General features: G+C 62.6%; 16 protein-coding genes, 1 pseudogene and 1 riboswitch. Of the genes and pseudogenes, 4 read left to right on the top strand and 13 right to left on the bottom strand.

All coding sequences use genetic code 11. From position 1 onward, the window contains the following. Positions 1 to 392 precede the first annotated feature (392 nt). The 9 genes and pseudogenes from CWO89_RS27945 to CWO89_RS27905 form a co-directional block, all read right to left on the bottom strand. Positions 393 to 647: a hypothetical protein gene (locus CWO89_RS27945; RefSeq protein ID WP_130581827.1), complete on the bottom strand. Its 255-nt coding sequence runs from the start codon at positions 645 to 647 to the stop codon at positions 393 to 395. Positions 648 to 796: 149 nt separating this feature from the next. After that, positions 797 to 1,360, bottom strand: a complete 564-nt coding sequence (locus tag CWO89_RS27940) for a mismatch-specific DNA-glycosylase (RefSeq protein WP_130581826.1) — start codon at positions 1,358 to 1,360, stop codon at positions 797 to 799. After that, on the bottom strand, positions 1,357 to 1,743 hold the full coding sequence (locus CWO89_RS27935; protein WP_130581825.1) for a RidA family protein: 387 nt from the start codon (positions 1,741 to 1,743) through the stop codon (positions 1,357 to 1,359). The genes CWO89_RS27940 and CWO89_RS27935 overlap by 4 nt, the downstream gene beginning before the upstream one ends. Before the next feature lie 1,069 nt (positions 1,744 to 2,812). Next, entirely contained in the window at positions 2,813 to 4,711 is a 1,899-nt protein-coding gene (gene thiC / locus CWO89_RS27930; protein WP_130581824.1) for a phosphomethylpyrimidine synthase ThiC, read from the bottom strand. A 26-nt stretch (positions 4,712 to 4,737) separates the two neighbouring features. Then, a complete protein-coding gene (locus tag CWO89_RS27925) occupies positions 4,738 to 5,346 on the bottom strand; it encodes a thiamine phosphate synthase (RefSeq protein WP_130581823.1) in 609 nt (202 codons plus the stop codon). Further along, a complete protein-coding gene (locus CWO89_RS27920; RefSeq protein ID WP_130581822.1) occupies positions 5,333 to 6,115 on the bottom strand; it encodes a thiazole synthase in 783 nt (260 codons plus the stop codon). Before CWO89_RS27920 ends, CWO89_RS27925 begins: the two co-directional genes overlap by 14 nt. Positions 6,116 to 6,271: 156 nt before the next feature. Further along, positions 6,272 to 6,469, bottom strand: coding sequence for a sulfur carrier protein ThiS (thiS, locus tag CWO89_RS27915; protein ID WP_130581821.1), 198 nt, complete (start codon positions 6,467 to 6,469; stop codon positions 6,272 to 6,274). After that, positions 6,460 to 7,473 carry an FAD-dependent oxidoreductase gene (locus CWO89_RS27910; RefSeq protein WP_130581820.1) on the bottom strand — a complete coding sequence of 338 codons (1,014 nt, stop codon included), beginning with the start codon at positions 7,471 to 7,473 and terminating at the stop codon, positions 6,460 to 6,462. The genes thiS and CWO89_RS27910 overlap by 10 nt, the downstream gene beginning before the upstream one ends. Next, a riboswitch (TPP riboswitch) is annotated at positions 7,461 to 7,602 on the bottom strand. (Overlaps the previous gene by 13 nt.) A 52-nt stretch (positions 7,603 to 7,654) precedes the next feature. Beyond that, a pseudogene (locus CWO89_RS27905) lies at positions 7,655 to 8,190 on the bottom strand (transglycosylase SLT domain-containing protein). A gap of 287 nt (positions 8,191 to 8,477) precedes the next feature. On the opposite strand from CWO89_RS27905, the gene CWO89_RS27900 reads away from it, so the two are divergent. Continuing rightward, positions 8,478 to 8,678, top strand: a complete 201-nt coding sequence (locus tag CWO89_RS27900) for a hypothetical protein (RefSeq protein ID WP_130581819.1) — start codon at positions 8,478 to 8,480, stop codon at positions 8,676 to 8,678. Between the two features lie 2 nt (positions 8,679 to 8,680). On the opposite strand, the gene CWO89_RS27895 is transcribed toward CWO89_RS27900, so the two are convergent. Next, positions 8,681 to 10,021, bottom strand: a complete 1,341-nt coding sequence (locus tag CWO89_RS27895) for an ATP-binding protein (protein ID WP_130581818.1) — start codon at positions 10,019 to 10,021, stop codon at positions 8,681 to 8,683. A 2-nt stretch (positions 10,022 to 10,023) separates the two neighbouring features. Then, on the bottom strand, positions 10,024 to 10,761 hold the full coding sequence (locus tag CWO89_RS27890; RefSeq protein ID WP_130581817.1) for a response regulator: 738 nt from the start codon (positions 10,759 to 10,761) through the stop codon (positions 10,024 to 10,026). Positions 10,762 to 10,933: 172 nt separating this feature from the next. Between CWO89_RS27890 and CWO89_RS27885 the strand changes: the two genes are divergently transcribed. The 3 genes from CWO89_RS27885 to CWO89_RS27875 all read left to right on the top strand — a co-directional run bounded on the left by CWO89_RS27885 (position 10,934) and on the right by CWO89_RS27875 (position 12,771). Next, positions 10,934 to 11,497 carry a hypothetical protein gene (locus CWO89_RS27885; RefSeq protein WP_130581816.1) on the top strand — a complete coding sequence of 188 codons (564 nt, stop codon included), beginning with the start codon at positions 10,934 to 10,936 and terminating at the stop codon, positions 11,495 to 11,497. A gap of 218 nt (positions 11,498 to 11,715) precedes the next feature. Continuing rightward, positions 11,716 to 12,093 (top strand): PRC-barrel domain-containing protein, encoded by a 378-nt coding sequence (locus CWO89_RS27880; protein WP_130581815.1) that lies wholly within the window; start codon positions 11,716 to 11,718, stop codon positions 12,091 to 12,093. 144 nt (positions 12,094 to 12,237) lie between these two features. After that, the gene (locus CWO89_RS27875) at positions 12,238 to 12,771 is read left to right on the top strand and encodes a PRC-barrel domain-containing protein (RefSeq protein ID WP_130581814.1); all 534 of its coding nucleotides are present in this window, start codon (positions 12,238 to 12,240) and stop codon (positions 12,769 to 12,771) included. A 243-nt stretch (positions 12,772 to 13,014) separates the two neighbouring features. On the opposite strand, the gene CWO89_RS27870 is transcribed toward CWO89_RS27875, so the two are convergent. Then, positions 13,015 to 14,316, bottom strand: a complete 1,302-nt coding sequence (locus tag CWO89_RS27870; protein WP_130581813.1) for a serine hydrolase domain-containing protein — start codon at positions 14,314 to 14,316, stop codon at positions 13,015 to 13,017. Between the two features lie 419 nt (positions 14,317 to 14,735). Beyond that, the coding region (locus tag CWO89_RS27860) for a zinc-dependent alcohol dehydrogenase family protein (protein WP_130581812.1) at positions 14,736 to 15,594 on the bottom strand (859 nt) is incomplete at its 5' end.

Below are 15,594 nucleotides of genomic sequence, written 5' to 3'. Positions count from 1 at the left end.
AGCCGCCCCTCATCTTGGGTGAGACGCGCGGAGTTAAATCACTGATTTGCCCGACGGCGAAAGCGGATTATTTTTCGCGTGAGGGGTGGACACGTTTCTGCTGATTTGCCCGTCGGGTTGATTTGTCGCACCCAAAGTATCCACATCGTCATTGCGAGCGGAGCGAAGCAATCCATAGTGCCGCAAGCGGAGACGTGGATTGCTTCGCTCGCTCGCAATGACGGCTGCGTAGGGTGGGTTGGCGAAGCGTAACCCACCGAGAGCCGCGGGAAGAAAGTCTTGTAGGGTGGGCAAAGGCGCGTCTATCGCGCCGTGCCCACCATTGAGCACTCCGCTCGCAAGGGTGGGCACGCTGCGCTTTGCCCACCCTACAAGTATTGCGACCCTACAACTCACAATGTGCAGCGGCGCTGCGTCCGCATCTGTTGCTGCTCGGCCATCGCGGCGGTGAAGGTCGGGACCGGCTTGCTGACGACCTGGTAGGTTGAGGGCCATTGCATCGGCTTCCGCTGCAGGTCCTCATTCCAGATCTGGCAGATGCCGGTGTTCTCCCAGCGGATCACGTAATAGCCGGCCTCTGCGGGCTTGGCGGCGAAGGCCGCAACAGCGAAGCAGGTGGCGAGGCAGAGGGCGGTAGCGCGACGCATGACGATCTCCTGTCGAATTTGTTATTTGGCTGCCTCCGCGATCGGCCGCGGCGCCGCCGATCTTTCGCGATCGTTTATGGCGTTATTGGTACGGCAAGAGCCTGCCCCCTCCAAATCGGGAGGCTGCGATGACTTTATCAACTGCAGTTTCACCGGCCGCTTCGCGCGGCGGTATGTCGATCCTCCACTCGCTCGTCAGACAGCAGCCAATCCGCCAGCTCCTGCCACGGCCGCAACGACCAGCTTCCCGAAGCTGCGCCCGATGGCGACGCCAGCACGAAGATGACGGGGAATTCCGGCAGCGCAGCTTGCCGGCCTAGCGCGATCGCTGTCGTTGGTCGTTCGTAGAACAGGGATGCCGCCTTCTTGCTGGTGAACGCGATGGCCTTGGGCTGATAGATCAGCATCTTCTCGCAGAACGCCGGCACATCGACAGGGAAGGCGAGCGCCCGGTGGTCCATCCCCGCGCCCGTCTTGCACATGTCGGTGAAGCCGATGCCGAGTTCGAGGAGCGCCGGAAATTCATGCGGCTCGAAGCGGCGCGGCGTGATGCCGACCTGATGCAGCGTGCGCCAGAAGCGATTGCCGGGATGCGCGTAGTAATGGCCGAGGTCCGCCGACCGCTGGCTCGCGGCGGTGCCGACGAAGACCAGGCGCAGATCGGCGGCAAGCTGGTCGGGCAGCCGTTCGCGAGGCGCGGGCGCGCCGCTCATGAAGCGCGCAGGCTCGCCACACCCTCGATCTCGATCAGCATCTTCGGATCGGGCAGCGCCACCACCACGCAGGTGGTGCGTGCCGGGTAGGGCGCCGGCCCGAACGCCTCGGCATAGAGCTTGTTCATCGTGGCGACATCGGAGGCGCGCGTCAGCAGCACGTTGACCTTGGTAAGATCGCGCACCGTCGCGCCCGCCTCGTCCAGCACGCGCTTGAAGTTGGTGACGACGTTGGCGAACTGTGCCTCGAAGGTCTCAGGCAGCGCGCCGTTGGCGTCGAAGCCGGGGATGCCGGAGATGAAGAGGAGATCGCCGACGCGGGCGCCGAACGAGAGCGGCGGCGCCTTGACGCCGGGCGGGGGAGGGAAGTGCTTTATGGACATGGGGCATCCTCGCGTGGTCGTTGGACAGATGAGATGCAGGATAGATCAGTGGCCGGTATGAGCCAATGGATCGCGCGAATGCACATCCGAGGATCGGCCTCTCAATATGCGGGACGAGCGGCCGCTCGATCCAGGCAGCCAACTCCTCAGGGCAGACCTGCAAAGTTGTCTCGACCGGCGACGCAACCACAGATCAAGTAGCGTTGCCGCTCTGCGATGGTGGGAAATAACTAGAGCGTCGGTTCTGATGAAATCAGAGCCGACGCTCTAGATTCTTGTTTTGACGCGTTTTCTTCACGCGAACCGGTGTCCACTTCGCTCGAAAACGCTCTAGAGGAGGCTTCTGTTGTCGGAGAAAAATCGCTGGCAGAACCTGCGGATGTGTTCCGGCAGATCATCAACGGCAGATGACTTCTTGGACTCATCGCACGCGAGGCGAGGTCGCGTTCCGCTTACTCTGTTCTCAAGGTGCAAGCCATCGCTCTGGGTTCGATTCGCAATCCGATGGAGAAATGCAGCTCTTGCTTTGGCGCGGAAGGCACTATTCGATCTCATATCGTTATCCCCACGTCTGCCAATTGAGACTTGCGCATGCTTTTAGGATGGCTGGAGAATCTGACTAGCTACCAAAATGGCTGGCAACGGCATCCGAAAGTTTGTCGTTAGAGGGGCTCTTCAGGTTCGATCACTTCTTAGAGCATGATGAGATCAGGTCGAATTGTATCCGCGATGAACGCTGCGCTCCCTCTCCCGCTTGCGGGAGAGGGCCGGGGTGAGGGTGTCTCCGCGATGGGGCTATCCGTGGGAGAGAGCCCTCACCCGGCGCGGAGCCTGTACTCGGACGGCGCGAAGCGCCGATCCGGGTGCGCCGACCTCTCCCGCAAGCGGGAGAGGTGAAGTGAACTCACCGCCGATTCAACCAAATCGCATCACGCTATAGGCGCGCCACAGTTGCAGCAGAACGGCCGGGCAAATGCCCGGCCGTTCTCTCCGCTATGGATGTTCAGACCAAGTCCCGGCCTCGCCGGTCAGACTATCGGTCATTGTGATCCGGGTGACTGCGTAGTCCTTACAACACCCTGTTACTCTCCTTCACCTTCTCCGCATCCAGATACACGTCGCTGCCCATCTCCCTGAACTTCTGGCTCATCGCCGCCATGCCGTCCTCGATGGTGCCCTGCATCGACATCCCGATGCTCGCGGGATCGTTCAGCGTAGCGGCGTAGTCCCGCACATCTTGCGTGATCTTCATCGAGCAAAACTTTGGGCCGCACATCGAGCAGAAGTGGGCGACCTTGTGGGCTTCCTTCGGCAGGGTCTCGTCGTGGAAGTTCTTTGCGGTCTCGGGGTCCAGGCCGAGGTTGAACTGGTCGGTCCAGCGGAAGTCGAAGCGGGCGCGCGACAGCGCGTCGTCGCGGAGTTGCGCGGCCGGGTGACCCTTGGCGAGGTCGGCGGCGTGGGCGGCGATCTTGTAGGTGATGACGCCCACCTTGACGTCGTTGCGATCGGGCAGGCCGAGATGCTCCTTCGGCGTGACGTAGCAGAGCATGGCGCAGCCGAACCAGCCGATCATCGCGGCGCCGATGCCTGAGGTGATGTGGTCATAGCCCGGCGCGATGTCCGTGGTCAGCGGCCCAAGGGTGTAGAACGGGGCTTCGCCGCATTCCTTGAGCTGCTTGTCCATGTTGATCTTGATCTTGTGCATCGGCACGTGGCCGGGGCCTTCGATCATGACCTGGCAGCCTTTGTCCCACGCGATCTTGGTGAGTTCGCCGAGCGTCTCCAGTTCGGCGAACTGCGCGCGGTCGTTGGCGTCGGCGATCGAGCCGGGACGCAGGCCGTCGCCGAGCGAGAACGAGACGTCATACTTGCGCATGAGGTCGCAGATCTCGTCGAAATGGGTGTAGAGGAAGCTCTCCTTGTGATGCGCCAGGCACCACTTCGCCATGATCGAGCCGCCGCGCGAGACGATGCCGGTGACGCGGTTGGCGGTGAGATGGATGTAGGGCAGGCGCACGCCGGCGTGGATCGTGAAATAATCGACGCCCTGTTCGCACTGCTCGATCAGCGTGTCCTTGTACAATTCCCAGGTCAGCTGGACCGGATCGCCGTTGCACTTTTCCAGCGCCTGGTAGATCGGCACGGTGCCGATCGGCACCGGCGAGTTGCGCAAGATCCATTCGCGGGTGGTGTGGATGTTGCGCCCCGTCGAGAGGTCCATCACGGTGTCGGCGCCCCAGCGGATCGCCCACACCATCTTCTCGACTTCCTCCTCGACCGACGACGTCACCGCGGAGTTGCCGATATTGGCGTTGATCTTGGTCAGGAAGTTGCGGCCGATGATCATCGGCTCGAGCTCGGCATGGTTGATGTTGCTTGGAATGATGGCGCGGCCGCGCGCGATCTCGCTCCGCACGAATTCCGGCGTGATGAAGGCCGGCACCGAGGCGCCGAAGCTTTCGCCGTCGGCGAGCGCCGCTTCCGCGCGCTCGAGCTGCTGTTTGCGGCCGAGATTCTCGCGCTCGGCCACGTAGATCATCTCCTTGGTGATGATGCCGGCGCGGGCGAATTCGAGCTGGGTGATCTTGTGGCCGTCGAGGCCGCGCAGCGGCTGGTGATGCGCGGTGAAGGCGCGCGCCGCCTTGTCGGCGGAGAGATTGCCGTTGTCTTCCGGCTTGATCGTGCGCCCCTCATATTCCTCGACGCCGCCGCGCTCTTTCACCCAGGCGAGACGATTGCGCGGCAGGCCGGCATTGACGTCGATCACGATGGACGGATCGTTGTAGGGGCCCGAGGTGTCGTAGACGGGAAGATTGGGCTCGCCGGCGCCTTCGCTCAGGATGATCTCGCGCAGCGGCACCCGCACGTCCGGCGCCGCGTCGGGGGTGGAGAAAATCTTGCGCGAGGAGGGCAGCGGCCCCGTGGTGACGGCGGGAATGGTGGTGTCAGGGTTGGAACGAATGTTCATGGAGTTCCTCCTTAAAACTTCTTACTTCAAGCGGCTTTGGCTGAAGCGCCAAGCCATTGTCTGACCCGCGCATCGGGGTCGGCGTTCTGGGTGATGTCGGAGACGACGGCAATCGAGTCGGCGCCGGCGGCGAAGATCTCCGCGGCCTGCTCGAACTTGATGCCGCCGATCGCAACCAGCGGGATGTCGCCGATGCGCTCCTTCCATTCGGTGATCTTCGGAATCCCCTGCGGCGCGAAGCGCATCGACTTCAGCGTGGTCGGGAAGATCGGGCCGAGTGCGATGTAATCCGGCTCGGCCTTCATCGCGGTCGCCAGCTCCTCGTCGTCATGGGTGGAGATGCCGAGCGTGAGCCGCGCTTTACGGATCTCGGCGAGGTCGGCATCGGCGAGATCCTCCTGGCCGAGATGCAGATGCTCGGCGCCGGCGACGATCGCCGCGCGCCAATAGTCGTTGACGACGAGTTTTGTCGGTGTGCCCCTGGTCACCGCGAGCGCATCGGTGACGATCTGCAGCGCTTCGGAGTCGTTCAGATCCTTGGCGCGCAATTGGATCGTGCCGACGCCGAGCTTGGTCAGCCGCTCGACCCAGGCGACGCTGTCGACGACGGGATAGAATGGATCAGGATACGGCATGCCAGAACGGAGTCCCGATGACAGGAGTGGAGGGGGAGGCGAAATCGCGCGCGTCCATCAGCCCGGCCTCATAAGCGGCGCGGCCGGCCTCGATGCCGAGGCGGAATGCATTCGCCATCGCGACGGGGTCGGCGGCTTTCGCAACTGCCGTGTTGAGCAGCACCGCGTCGTAGCCGAGCTCGAGCGCGTGGGCCGCATGCGAGGGCGCGCCGATGCCGGCGTCAACCACCAGCGTGATGTCGGGCAAGCGGTCCCGCAGCAGTTTTAGCGCATCGCGGTTGGTGATCCCCTTGGCGCTGCCGATCGGCGCGGCCCAGGGCATCACCACCTTGCAGCCGGCATCGACCAGCCGCATCGCCACCGAAAGATCCTCGGTGCAATAGGGGAACACCTCGAAACCGTCCTTGATCAGGATGGAGGCGGCTTCGACCAGGCCGACGACATCGGGCTGCAGCGTGTCGTTGTCGGCGATGACTTCGAGCTTGATCCAGCTCGTGCCGAACAATTCGCGCGCGAGCTTTGCCGTGGTCACCGCCTCGCGCACGGTGCGGCAGCCGGCGGTGTTGGGCAGCACGGTGACGGCGAGCTCGCGGATCAGCGACCAGAACGCATCCCCGGTCTTGCCGCCGGCGGCTTCGCGCCGCAGCGACACGGTGACGATATTGGCGCCGGACGCGCGGATCGCTGCCTGCATGATCGCGGGCGAAGGATAGAGCGCCGTGCCGATCAGCAGGCGGGAGGAGAAGGTCTTGCCGTAGAAGTTCAGCATGGTGTCACCCTGTCGTCCCGGCGAAGGCCGGGACCCATACCGCGTGATTTCTCTTGGGGCACTCTGGCGGACGCTCTTCGTCGCAACGATGGCCTGTGGTTATGGGTCCCCGCCTTCGCGGGGACGACGGGAGGAGAGGGTTTGCGGTCATGGCAATCACCCTCCCTGCCGTGGTGTGATGATCTCGATCTCGTCGCCGGCTTTCAGTGCGGTCTCGGCCCAGCGGCTCTTCGGCAGCACGTCGTAGTTCAGCGCGATCGCGAAATGGGTGCCTTCGTAGTCGAGCTCGGCGAGCAGCGCGTCGACGCTTACAGCGGTTATCTCCCGCGGTTCGCCGTTGACGATCACACGCATCGCATCACCTCATTGTCGATCTGGCCGCGCGCGACGTAAGCGAGCGTCAGCTCCGCCAGCGCCGGCGCAAGCAGGAAGCCGTGGCGGTAAAGGCCGTTCACCGAGATCTTCTTCCTGTCGATCGTGATCCGCGGCAGATTGTCGGGAAAGGCCGGGCGCAGGCCGGAGCCGAATTCGAGGATGCGCGCTTCGGCAAAGGCCGGGTGCACCGCATAGGCCGCGCCCAGAAGCTCCAGCGCCGAGCGGACGCTGACGCCGGTGTCCTCGGCCTCGATCGAGGTCGCGCCCAGCATGAACAGATGATCCTCGCGCGGGATCACGTAAAGCGGCCAGCGCGGATGGATCAGCCGCACCGGACGCGACAGTTCCACCTCCGCGGTCTCGATCAGGATCATCTCGCCCTTGACGCCGCGCAGCTCCGGCTCTCCGTCGCGCGCCGACAGGCCGCGGCAATCGATCACGATGCCCTCGAGATCCTCCGCGCTGATGTCGCTGTTGAACTTGATGGTGCCGCCGGCAGCGAGGATGCGCTCATGCAGCCTGGGCAGCACGCGGCGCGGCTCGACATGGCCCTCGCCCGGGAAGAACAGCGCGTCGCGGAAACGGCCGTCGAGCGAGGGCTCGAGCTGCGCAACGCCTGACGCATCGAGCCGCTCATGACCTTCCGTCATCCGGGCAAAGCGCTCGAAATCGTTGCGCTCGCGCGCATGCGCCACCACCAGCGAGCCGTTGAACGGCGTATCCGGCAATTCGCGCCGCCAGATATCGAGCGAGCGCTGGCCGAGCCGGCTGATGATGGGCTCGGCGACCTCGGCCTCGCAATAGGGCGCCAGCATGCCGCCGGCCCAATGGCTTGTGGATTCCGTCATCGCGGCGTCACTGCGCTCGTGCAAAGTCACCGCGTGACCGGCCTGCGCGAACAATAACGCCTGCCAAGCGCCTGCAATGCCTGCGCCGATGATAGATACGGGGGAATCCCCCCGCGGACTCTTATTCTGGTACATCCCTGTCCCTTCGCCGGTATGACCCGGATCAGGTTCAAAGGGTCACCGCGGTCCCGGATATCGGCCGGAATGGCCAACCCCAAGCGTGCGGTATCTCAGCTCCTCCTCGGAGCACCCCTCGGAACGCGTCTAATGTAAGCAGATGTGCTGAGCTGTCAACGCCGCCTTGCGGCCGTGCCCCTCAGTTGCCGGGGATCTGCTGTGCGTCGGCGTCGACCGCGCTTTCCGGCGTCTCGGCCTGTGCCTGCTCTTTTTGCGATGCGGCGGCGAGCGTCGGGCGGGATTCCCTCTTGGATTCCCTCAGGTGCTGCAGCCGCTGCTGCTTGGCGGCGTAATAGTACCCGCTGGCGTAGTAATGCACGGCGCGGTCGTGGTTGCCGCCGGCGGCACGATAGGCGCCGGCGAGATATTTGATGCCATAGGTGAGGTTGGTTTCGGGGTCGCGCAGGCCCGCCGCATCGCCCTTGTAGCCAAGGCGCGTGCGGTCGCGAGCTTGATCTGCATCAGCCCGATCGCCCCGCCGCGTCCGATCAGGTTCGGCTGATACTTGCTCTCGCGCACGATCACCCGGTGCACCAGCGTATCAGGCACCAGATTGGCCTGGGCATGGCTGGCGACCAGCGCCTCATATTGCGAACGCTGCTGCGCCTGTGCGGGGGAGCCGAGAAGCACCGCGGCAATAGCCACGAGCAAGGTGAGAGCGAAAGGGAATTTCATCGGACGCGATCTCGGCGACGGAATAGTCTGTTCCACTTACGCAACCCGATTGTTGCGGCGGCCGGGCAAGTATGTGGCGAAAACGAGGCGTTATAGGGCGGGCTTTAGTAAAGTCTTAGACGACGATTTGCTGCACGGCGGCAAGCGTCTTGTCGCGCAAATGACTCAAAGCCACCGTAGGATTTTGCATGGCAGGCGCAGGGTTCAGCGCCTATCTGCCGGCAACGATAATTCAAGAAACGACAATCAAAAACCGACCAAGAAAAGTCGACAAAGGGAGACGCGTCATGGCCCATTTTGATTCCGCTGATCTGCCGCGTGGAAATCCTTGCGCACAATGCGGCAAGCCGATCGCGAAGCCGGATTGGGTCGAGCAGGATGGTGGCCGGATATTCTATCTCTGGCATTGCCGCGCCTGCGATTACCGCTTCGAGGCCATTGCGATCTATCCGGAGCACGGCAGCGAGCAGGCGCCGCTGGCCGCCTGAAGTCAGGCCGCCGAGCGCTCCTCTTTTCCGTGTACCGGCAACTCGATCCGCGCAACGAGCCCGTGCGGCTGTTTGTCGTGCAGCGACAACGTCCCGCCATGCGCGAGCACAATCGCGTTGGTGATGGATAGCCCGAGGCCAAAGCCTTCGGACTCGTCCATGTTGCGCGCCTCGTCGCCGCGCACGAACGGCTCCAGCACATCGTGCTTGCGCGCATCCGAAATGCCGGGGCCGTCGTCCTCGACTTCGATGGTGATGCGATCCGGCGCGATGCGGAGCCGGATCGTCGCCTCTGCGCCGAAGCGGACGGCGTTCTCGACCAGATTGGTGACGCTGCGGAGCAGGTCGTCCGGCCGCACAGTGGCCATCGCGTGGGCCGGGCCGTCGTAATTGACCTTGTGGCCCATGTCGGAAAACTGGTCGGTGACGAGCTGCAGGGTGCTGGCGATATCGGTCAGCGTCATCGATTCCAGTTTGCGGTCGTTGCGCAGGAACGACAGCACCGATTCCAGCATCGCGCGCATCTGGTCGAGATCGTGAAGCATGCGGCTGCGATGGGTCTCGTCCTCGATGAATTCGGAGCGCAGCCGCATCCGCGTGATCGGCGTGCGCAGGTCGTGGCTGATCGCGGCCAGCATCTTGGTGCGGTCCTCGATCAGGCCGGTGATGCGCTCGCGCATGCGGTTCAATGCTTTCGCGACCGATCGGATCTCTTCCGGCCCGCGTTCGGGCAGGGGCGCCGCCGCGCCGTCGAGACTGAAACTTTCGGCGGCGCGCGCAAATGATGATAGCGGCGCGGTCAGCGCGCGTGCCGCCCACAGCCCGAGCAGCGTGACGCTGATGACCATGAACAACAGCGTCATCATCCAGGGACCGCCGAGGAACGGCGGCCGGTGCCGATCCGCGAGCAGCCTTGCCGAGATCATCGCGCCGTCGGGCAGGGTGATGCCGATCCTTGGCTCGATCTTTGCGCCGTCGCCCGCCAGCGGAAACAGCCGATAGGCGCCGCCGAGCCGGCGGTAGAGGCCGTGCAATTCGCGCTCATTCAGTTCGCCGGCCGCGGGCGTGGTGCCGGGCGGCAGGCTTTCGACGCCGAGTTGCGGAAAGGCGTTGTTGATGTCAGCAGACAGCCGCGCTCGTTCCGACGCTGCGGCGGCGCCGAGTAGTTGGATTGCGCTGGCGAGCTGGGCATGTCCGCGGTCGCCAAGCGGCTCCGACTGGTCCGGCCGTGAGATGAGGAAGATCGTGGCGATGATGATGTGGATGGCGACGATCGAGGCGACCACCAGCGCCGCGATCTGCCCGCTGATGCCTCTGAGATTGAGGAAGCTGGAGAGCTTCATCGTCAATTGCCCGCCGCGGTCACCGCTTCGACTCTTGGCGTGAACATGTAGCCGCCGGCGCGCACCGTCTTGATCATGGTGGCTTCCTGCGGATCGGGCTCGATCTTGCGGCGGATGCGGCTGACCAGGACGTCGATGGAACGCTCGAACGAGCCGGCGTTGCGCGCGCCTGTGAGGTCGAGCAGGCTGTCGCGCGACAGCACGCGGCCGGGCCGCTCGCAGAAGGTCCGGAGCAGGTCGAACTCGGCGCTGGTCATGGCGACCTTGGCGCCTTCGGGGTTGCGCAATTCGCGCAGGCGGAAATCGATGCGCCAGCCCTGGAATGTCAGCACGGTTGCGCCTTCGATGGCGCTGGCGTTGCGCGCCGCCACCTGCCGCCGCAGCACCGCATTGATCCGTGCCAACAGCTCGCGCGGATTGAACGGCTTCGGCAGATAGTCATCGGCGCCCATCTCGAGGCCGAGGATGCGGTCGACGTCCTCGCCGCGCGCGGTCAGCATGATGATCGGCGTCTGCGAGGTCGCGCGCACCTTGCGGCACAGGCTGAGGCCATCCTCGCCGGGCAGCATGACGTCAAGGATCAGAAGATCGACCCGGTGGTCGGTCATCGCGCGGACCATCTCGCGGCCGTCGCCGGCGGTGGTGACGTTGCAGGCGTTGTTGCGCAGATATTTCGCGATCAGGCTGCGCGTCTCGCGGTCGTCCTCGACGACAAGGATGTTCGGCTGCGGTTGGGCCATGCTGACCTTTTTGTCGATGATTCGGGGTAAGCGGCGAAGATTCTTGTTTCCAAATGTTTCTGACGGCTGCGCGGTAACAGGGGGCAACAGGGCAAAAGGCACTGTTAAGACCGTTAACCCTACCGTCGCGGCGAGTTTCAGGCGTACCTATCAGAATCATTTGGAGCATTCCATGACCGCGATCTCGGCTGCCTCCGGCAGCACCTATCAGTCGCCTTTGCAGCGGCTGCAGGACGAACTGCAGTCCGAAATCAATTCCGGCACCATCAGCTCGTCCGATCAGGACGCGCTGTCGTCAGCGCTGACGGATATCGACGCCTCGATGCAGGCGAGCCGCGCCAGCGATCAGGCCGGCGGCACGCGGCCGTCGCCGGACGAGATGAAGTCCAAACTGGATGATCTCATCAACCAGGAGGTATCCAGCGGCAAGCTGACCAGCGACCAGGCGACCGAATTGCAGGGCGTGTTCAAGGCCGCCTTCGCGCAGGGTCCCGGCGGTAGCCACGGCCCTCACGGCGGCGCCGGCGGGCCACCACCGTCGGATGCTTCAACCTCGACCGATGACGCCAGCACCTCCACCAATTCCGTCAGCGACATCCTGCAGCAGTTCCTGCAGTCGCTGCAGGATTCGCTGTCGGCGTCGTCGTCGTCGAGTTCCTACAATTCGGCCGGCAGCGCGAGCGCATCGGCCAATGGCAGTTCGTTCTCCGCGCTGCTGATCGACTACCAGAGTTAAGCCAAGCTCCTTCCCCGCGAAGAGCGCGTAGCCCGGGTGGAGCGCCAGCGTAACCCGGGGCCGCTTCTCAACGTTGACGCAGGTGTCCCGGGTTGCGCTTCGCTCCACCCGGGCTGCGTGCTTCTGCGAAAAGGGAAGGGTGGCTGTTCCATTTGTGGCGTAGGAACCAGTCGTCGAATGTGGCGTTGAACCTCTCGATCATTTGTGGGGAGGGCCAGATGGCAGCCGACGCCAGCACCAATCCGCATCGGCTCATCGCCAGCGATCGCGTCGAAGGCACTGCGGTGCGGCGGCCGAACGGCGAGATGATCGGCCATATCGAACGGCTGATGATCGACAAGGTCACCGGACAAGTGTCTTACGCCGTGCTCAGCTTCGGCGGATTCTTGGGCCTCGGAACCAATCTGATCCCCTTGCCTTGGGTGCGGTTGCGCTACAACACGCGCTTCGAAGCCTATGAGCTCGACATATCAGATGAAGAGTTGAAACGCGCGCCGTCGTTCCGCGCCGACAAGGATTTCGATTGGGGCGATCGGTCGCAGGAGGCCGAGCTGCATCGCTACTACGGCATACCGCCTTATTGGGGCGGTTTCTGAAGCGCATGTTCATCGCTTCACTCTGAACTTTTCGACTTGGCGCTCCACTTTGTTCGGCGTCGCAAGTTCCGTGCTACTTGATACGGAACGCTTGCTGACGTGACGGGTTTTCTCAGCATCGATTTCGAACTGGAGGATCCGATCATGTTAGCGAAGTATACCATCACTGGTCTCGCGGCTTCGGCCCTGCTTGCAAGCGTCGCGTTCGCGCAAACGCCGAACACGGCGACTGGAGATCGTCCGAGCACTGCGGCGACCACGTCAACCACCGCTCCGTCGTCGTTCCACGGCAACTGGCGCGGGTCGAAAATGGCCGGCCTGAACGTCTATAACGACAGCAACGAGAGCATCGGCTCGATCAACGACATGTTGATGGACAAGAGCGGCAACATCAAAGCGGTCGTGATCGGCGTCGGCGGCTTCCTCGGCGTCGGCGAGCATCTGGTCGCCGTCCCCTTCGAGAAGGTCAAGTTCGTCAACGAGCCGGTTGCCTATACCGGCGCGGCGAATACCGGCGCAAAGCCGGCGAGCGGCGCTGGCTCTTCGACGACCACGGGCGCTGCCACAAGCTCGACCTCGAGCGCCAAGCCGAACCCCTGGTACCCTGATCACGCCGTCTACAACGCGACCAAGGAAGAGCTGAAGGCGATGCCGGAGTTCAAGTACTCGACTGAGTAAGGTTCTCGCCTGCGCAAACAAAACGCGCCCGGTTCTGCCGGGCGCGTTCTTGCATCAGGCCGTGTACTCATAAACTCGCGTGACAGCGATCTTGGTCAATCTCCGCTTTGGCCCACCTCGCGGACTCAACTCGGACATCTCCATAGGTCCGAGGAGGGCCAACAACAATCGATCTTGCAGGCACTGGCCTGGCGTAGGTGCGAAAGATCCGAGAAATGCGAAATAAGGTGCGTTTGCGGTTGGTTACTTGCGCAGGCCCCTCCCCATCGCCTCGTAGATCATCGTCTTCAAGTTCAGTTGGATCCGTCCCCCCTGTGTGGGCGACATCACCATGAAGACTCCCAACATGTCGTCCACGGGATCGACGAAATAGAAACTGCCGCCGGCGCCGTCCCAACGGTATTCACCGAGTGGCCAGTCCGTATTCGGAGGTGGCGAGGTGCGCACGGCGAAGCCAAGACCGAAGCCACTGGTGGGGCCCGGAAAATAGAAGGGATCATGAATGATACCGGTCTCCGGCCCAATCTGATCCGACGTCATCAGTGCGACTGTCTCACGCTTGAGGTACCGCTTGCCGTCGAGTTCACCTCCATTCAGCAGCATTTGCAGGAAGCGGGCGTAGTCCCCTGTGGTCGAGGCCAAGCCCGCTCCACCGGACTCCCAGCGCCGCGGCAATGTAGGATCGGTGATTCCAGCGACTCGAGAGCGATCGACAGGAAATCCCCTGGCGATCAGCGGCCACTTCGCTTTATCCGCGACATAATACACAGTGTCGGACATTCCGAGCGGATCGAACAATCTCTGCTTTTCGAATTGGTACAGCGTCTGCCCCGAGACCACCTCGACGACACGGCCCAGCACGTCGGTTGAATGGCTGTAATTCCAGCGCGTTGCGGGCTGATCGGCAAGCGGCAGCACTGCGATCCGGTCGGCGAAGTCGGCGTTGTTGAAATCCCCCGCATACAACAGAGGATTCGCATAGAGTTTCTGCACCTGGGTCTCGCCGTAGAAGCCGTAGGTGATACCCGAGGTGTGCCGCAATAGATCCCTGATCGTGATCGGGCGCTTCAACGGCTCGAGCTTGAGCGGATACTTTCCTGCTTCGTCGGACATATCGACACCGACCTTGGCTTCCGCAAAGGAATGAATGTATTTCGACACGGAATCGTCGAGAGCCAGCTTGCCTTCGTCGACCAGCATCATCGCCGCAACCGACGTAACGGCCTTCGACATCGAATAGATCTGGAAAATCGTATCCGGCGTCATCGGCAGCCCCGTGTCGGGGTCCCGCACGCCGAAGCATTCGAAATGGACTGGCTTGCCGTGTTGTTGGATCAGCAGGATGCCGCCAGGAATCTTGCCGGTCGTGATCTCATTGCGAATGGTGTCGTCAAGCTGCTTCAGGGCCGCGGGTGAAAGAGTTCCTACAGCCGGCGTTTCGGATTCGGCGCGCAGCTCAAACGCCCAGCCGACGACCAGGGAAATCGCGAACGCTGCCGCGGCAAGGCAGCGCAGTGCGGTGTTTCCGGTTTGCCATCGCTTCATAGACGAGCAGCTTAAGGGTTCGCTGGACGCGCCGGCGTTCCGAAGGCGTCTGCTCCAGCAGCACGCAGAACGTCTCCTACTTGCGGCCGATGACCATATAGCAGCCGACGACGTTTTCCAATTGATTGCCAAGGTCAACCGCGATTCGGGGACGAGCTTCCTGCTCGTTACCCACAACGTGGATCGGTCATGCCGCTGCGATCGGATCCGTCGGGGTGGCGAACGGTCGTATCACTCGCTACGAGTTCCACGTACGACCAGGGTCCTCGTGCGAAAGTGTCCGCTTAGGGCAATCGCGTCATTCTTGGCTTATTCGCCGAATGTCTGCTTATCCCGTAACAGCGGCGGAATAGCGGACATACTGCAACCGCTGCTTGGGGCCCAACAGCAGACATAACGAGATCCGGAACGCTCCGCCACTACGTGGTAAAATCAAGTACGATTTTTCCGATATGCCCGCCTTGCTTCAGCGCTTCAAACGCTGAGCGAGCTTCACGCCACGGAAATACCTTGCAGACAACGGGTTCTATATTGTGCGCGGAGATCGCTTTGCACATGCGCTGAAACATCTCAAGGGAGCCGACGGTAATGCCCCGTACAATCACATTTTTCATGTAAATCGTTCGAACATCGAGCGGCTGAGTCCCTCCTGCCAGCATCCCGACAAGAGAAATTGTGCCTTCCAGACGAACGGCTCGGATGCTTTGTGCGAGTGTTCCGGCACCGCCGACTTCGACGACGAGATCAACACCTTTTCCGCTGGTCAGTTGCAGTGCCTCTGCCGCCCAATCCGGTTTGGAGCGATAATTGATTCCATCGGTAGCGCCCAACGCCTTTGCACGCTCCAGTTTTTCATCTGATGACGAGGTTACGATAGCACGTAGGCCCGCAGCAACGGCGAACTGAAGCGCGAAAATCGATACTCCTCCAGTCCCTTGCAGCAATATGGTCTCGCCGGGAAGTAGGCCCGTGCCGTCCAGAACAGCCCGCCAAGCTGTCAAAGCTGCGCAGGGCAACGTAGCAGCCTGAATATCCGTCAGAAAATCCGGCGGTCGAGCAAGCGCAGATTGCGGCAAAAGGAAATGTTGCTGTCCAACACCGAGTTCCGAAGCACCAAGCATGCTGAGCTTTTCAGGTGCGAGCCGGCCGGATTGCCAAGTCGGAAAGAAGGTAGAGCAAACCCGGTCACCGGGCCTGAGTCCCTTAACATCCTCGCCCACTTCTTCGACAATTCCGCACGCGTCAGATAGCGGCGTATACGGAATCGACGGCCCTGCC

The sequence above is a fragment of the Bradyrhizobium sp. Leo170 genome, assembly GCF_004296405.1.
Classification (GTDB): domain Bacteria; phylum Pseudomonadota; class Alphaproteobacteria; order Rhizobiales; family Xanthobacteraceae; genus Bradyrhizobium.
This window is presented reverse-complemented; position numbering and strand designations above follow the sequence as displayed.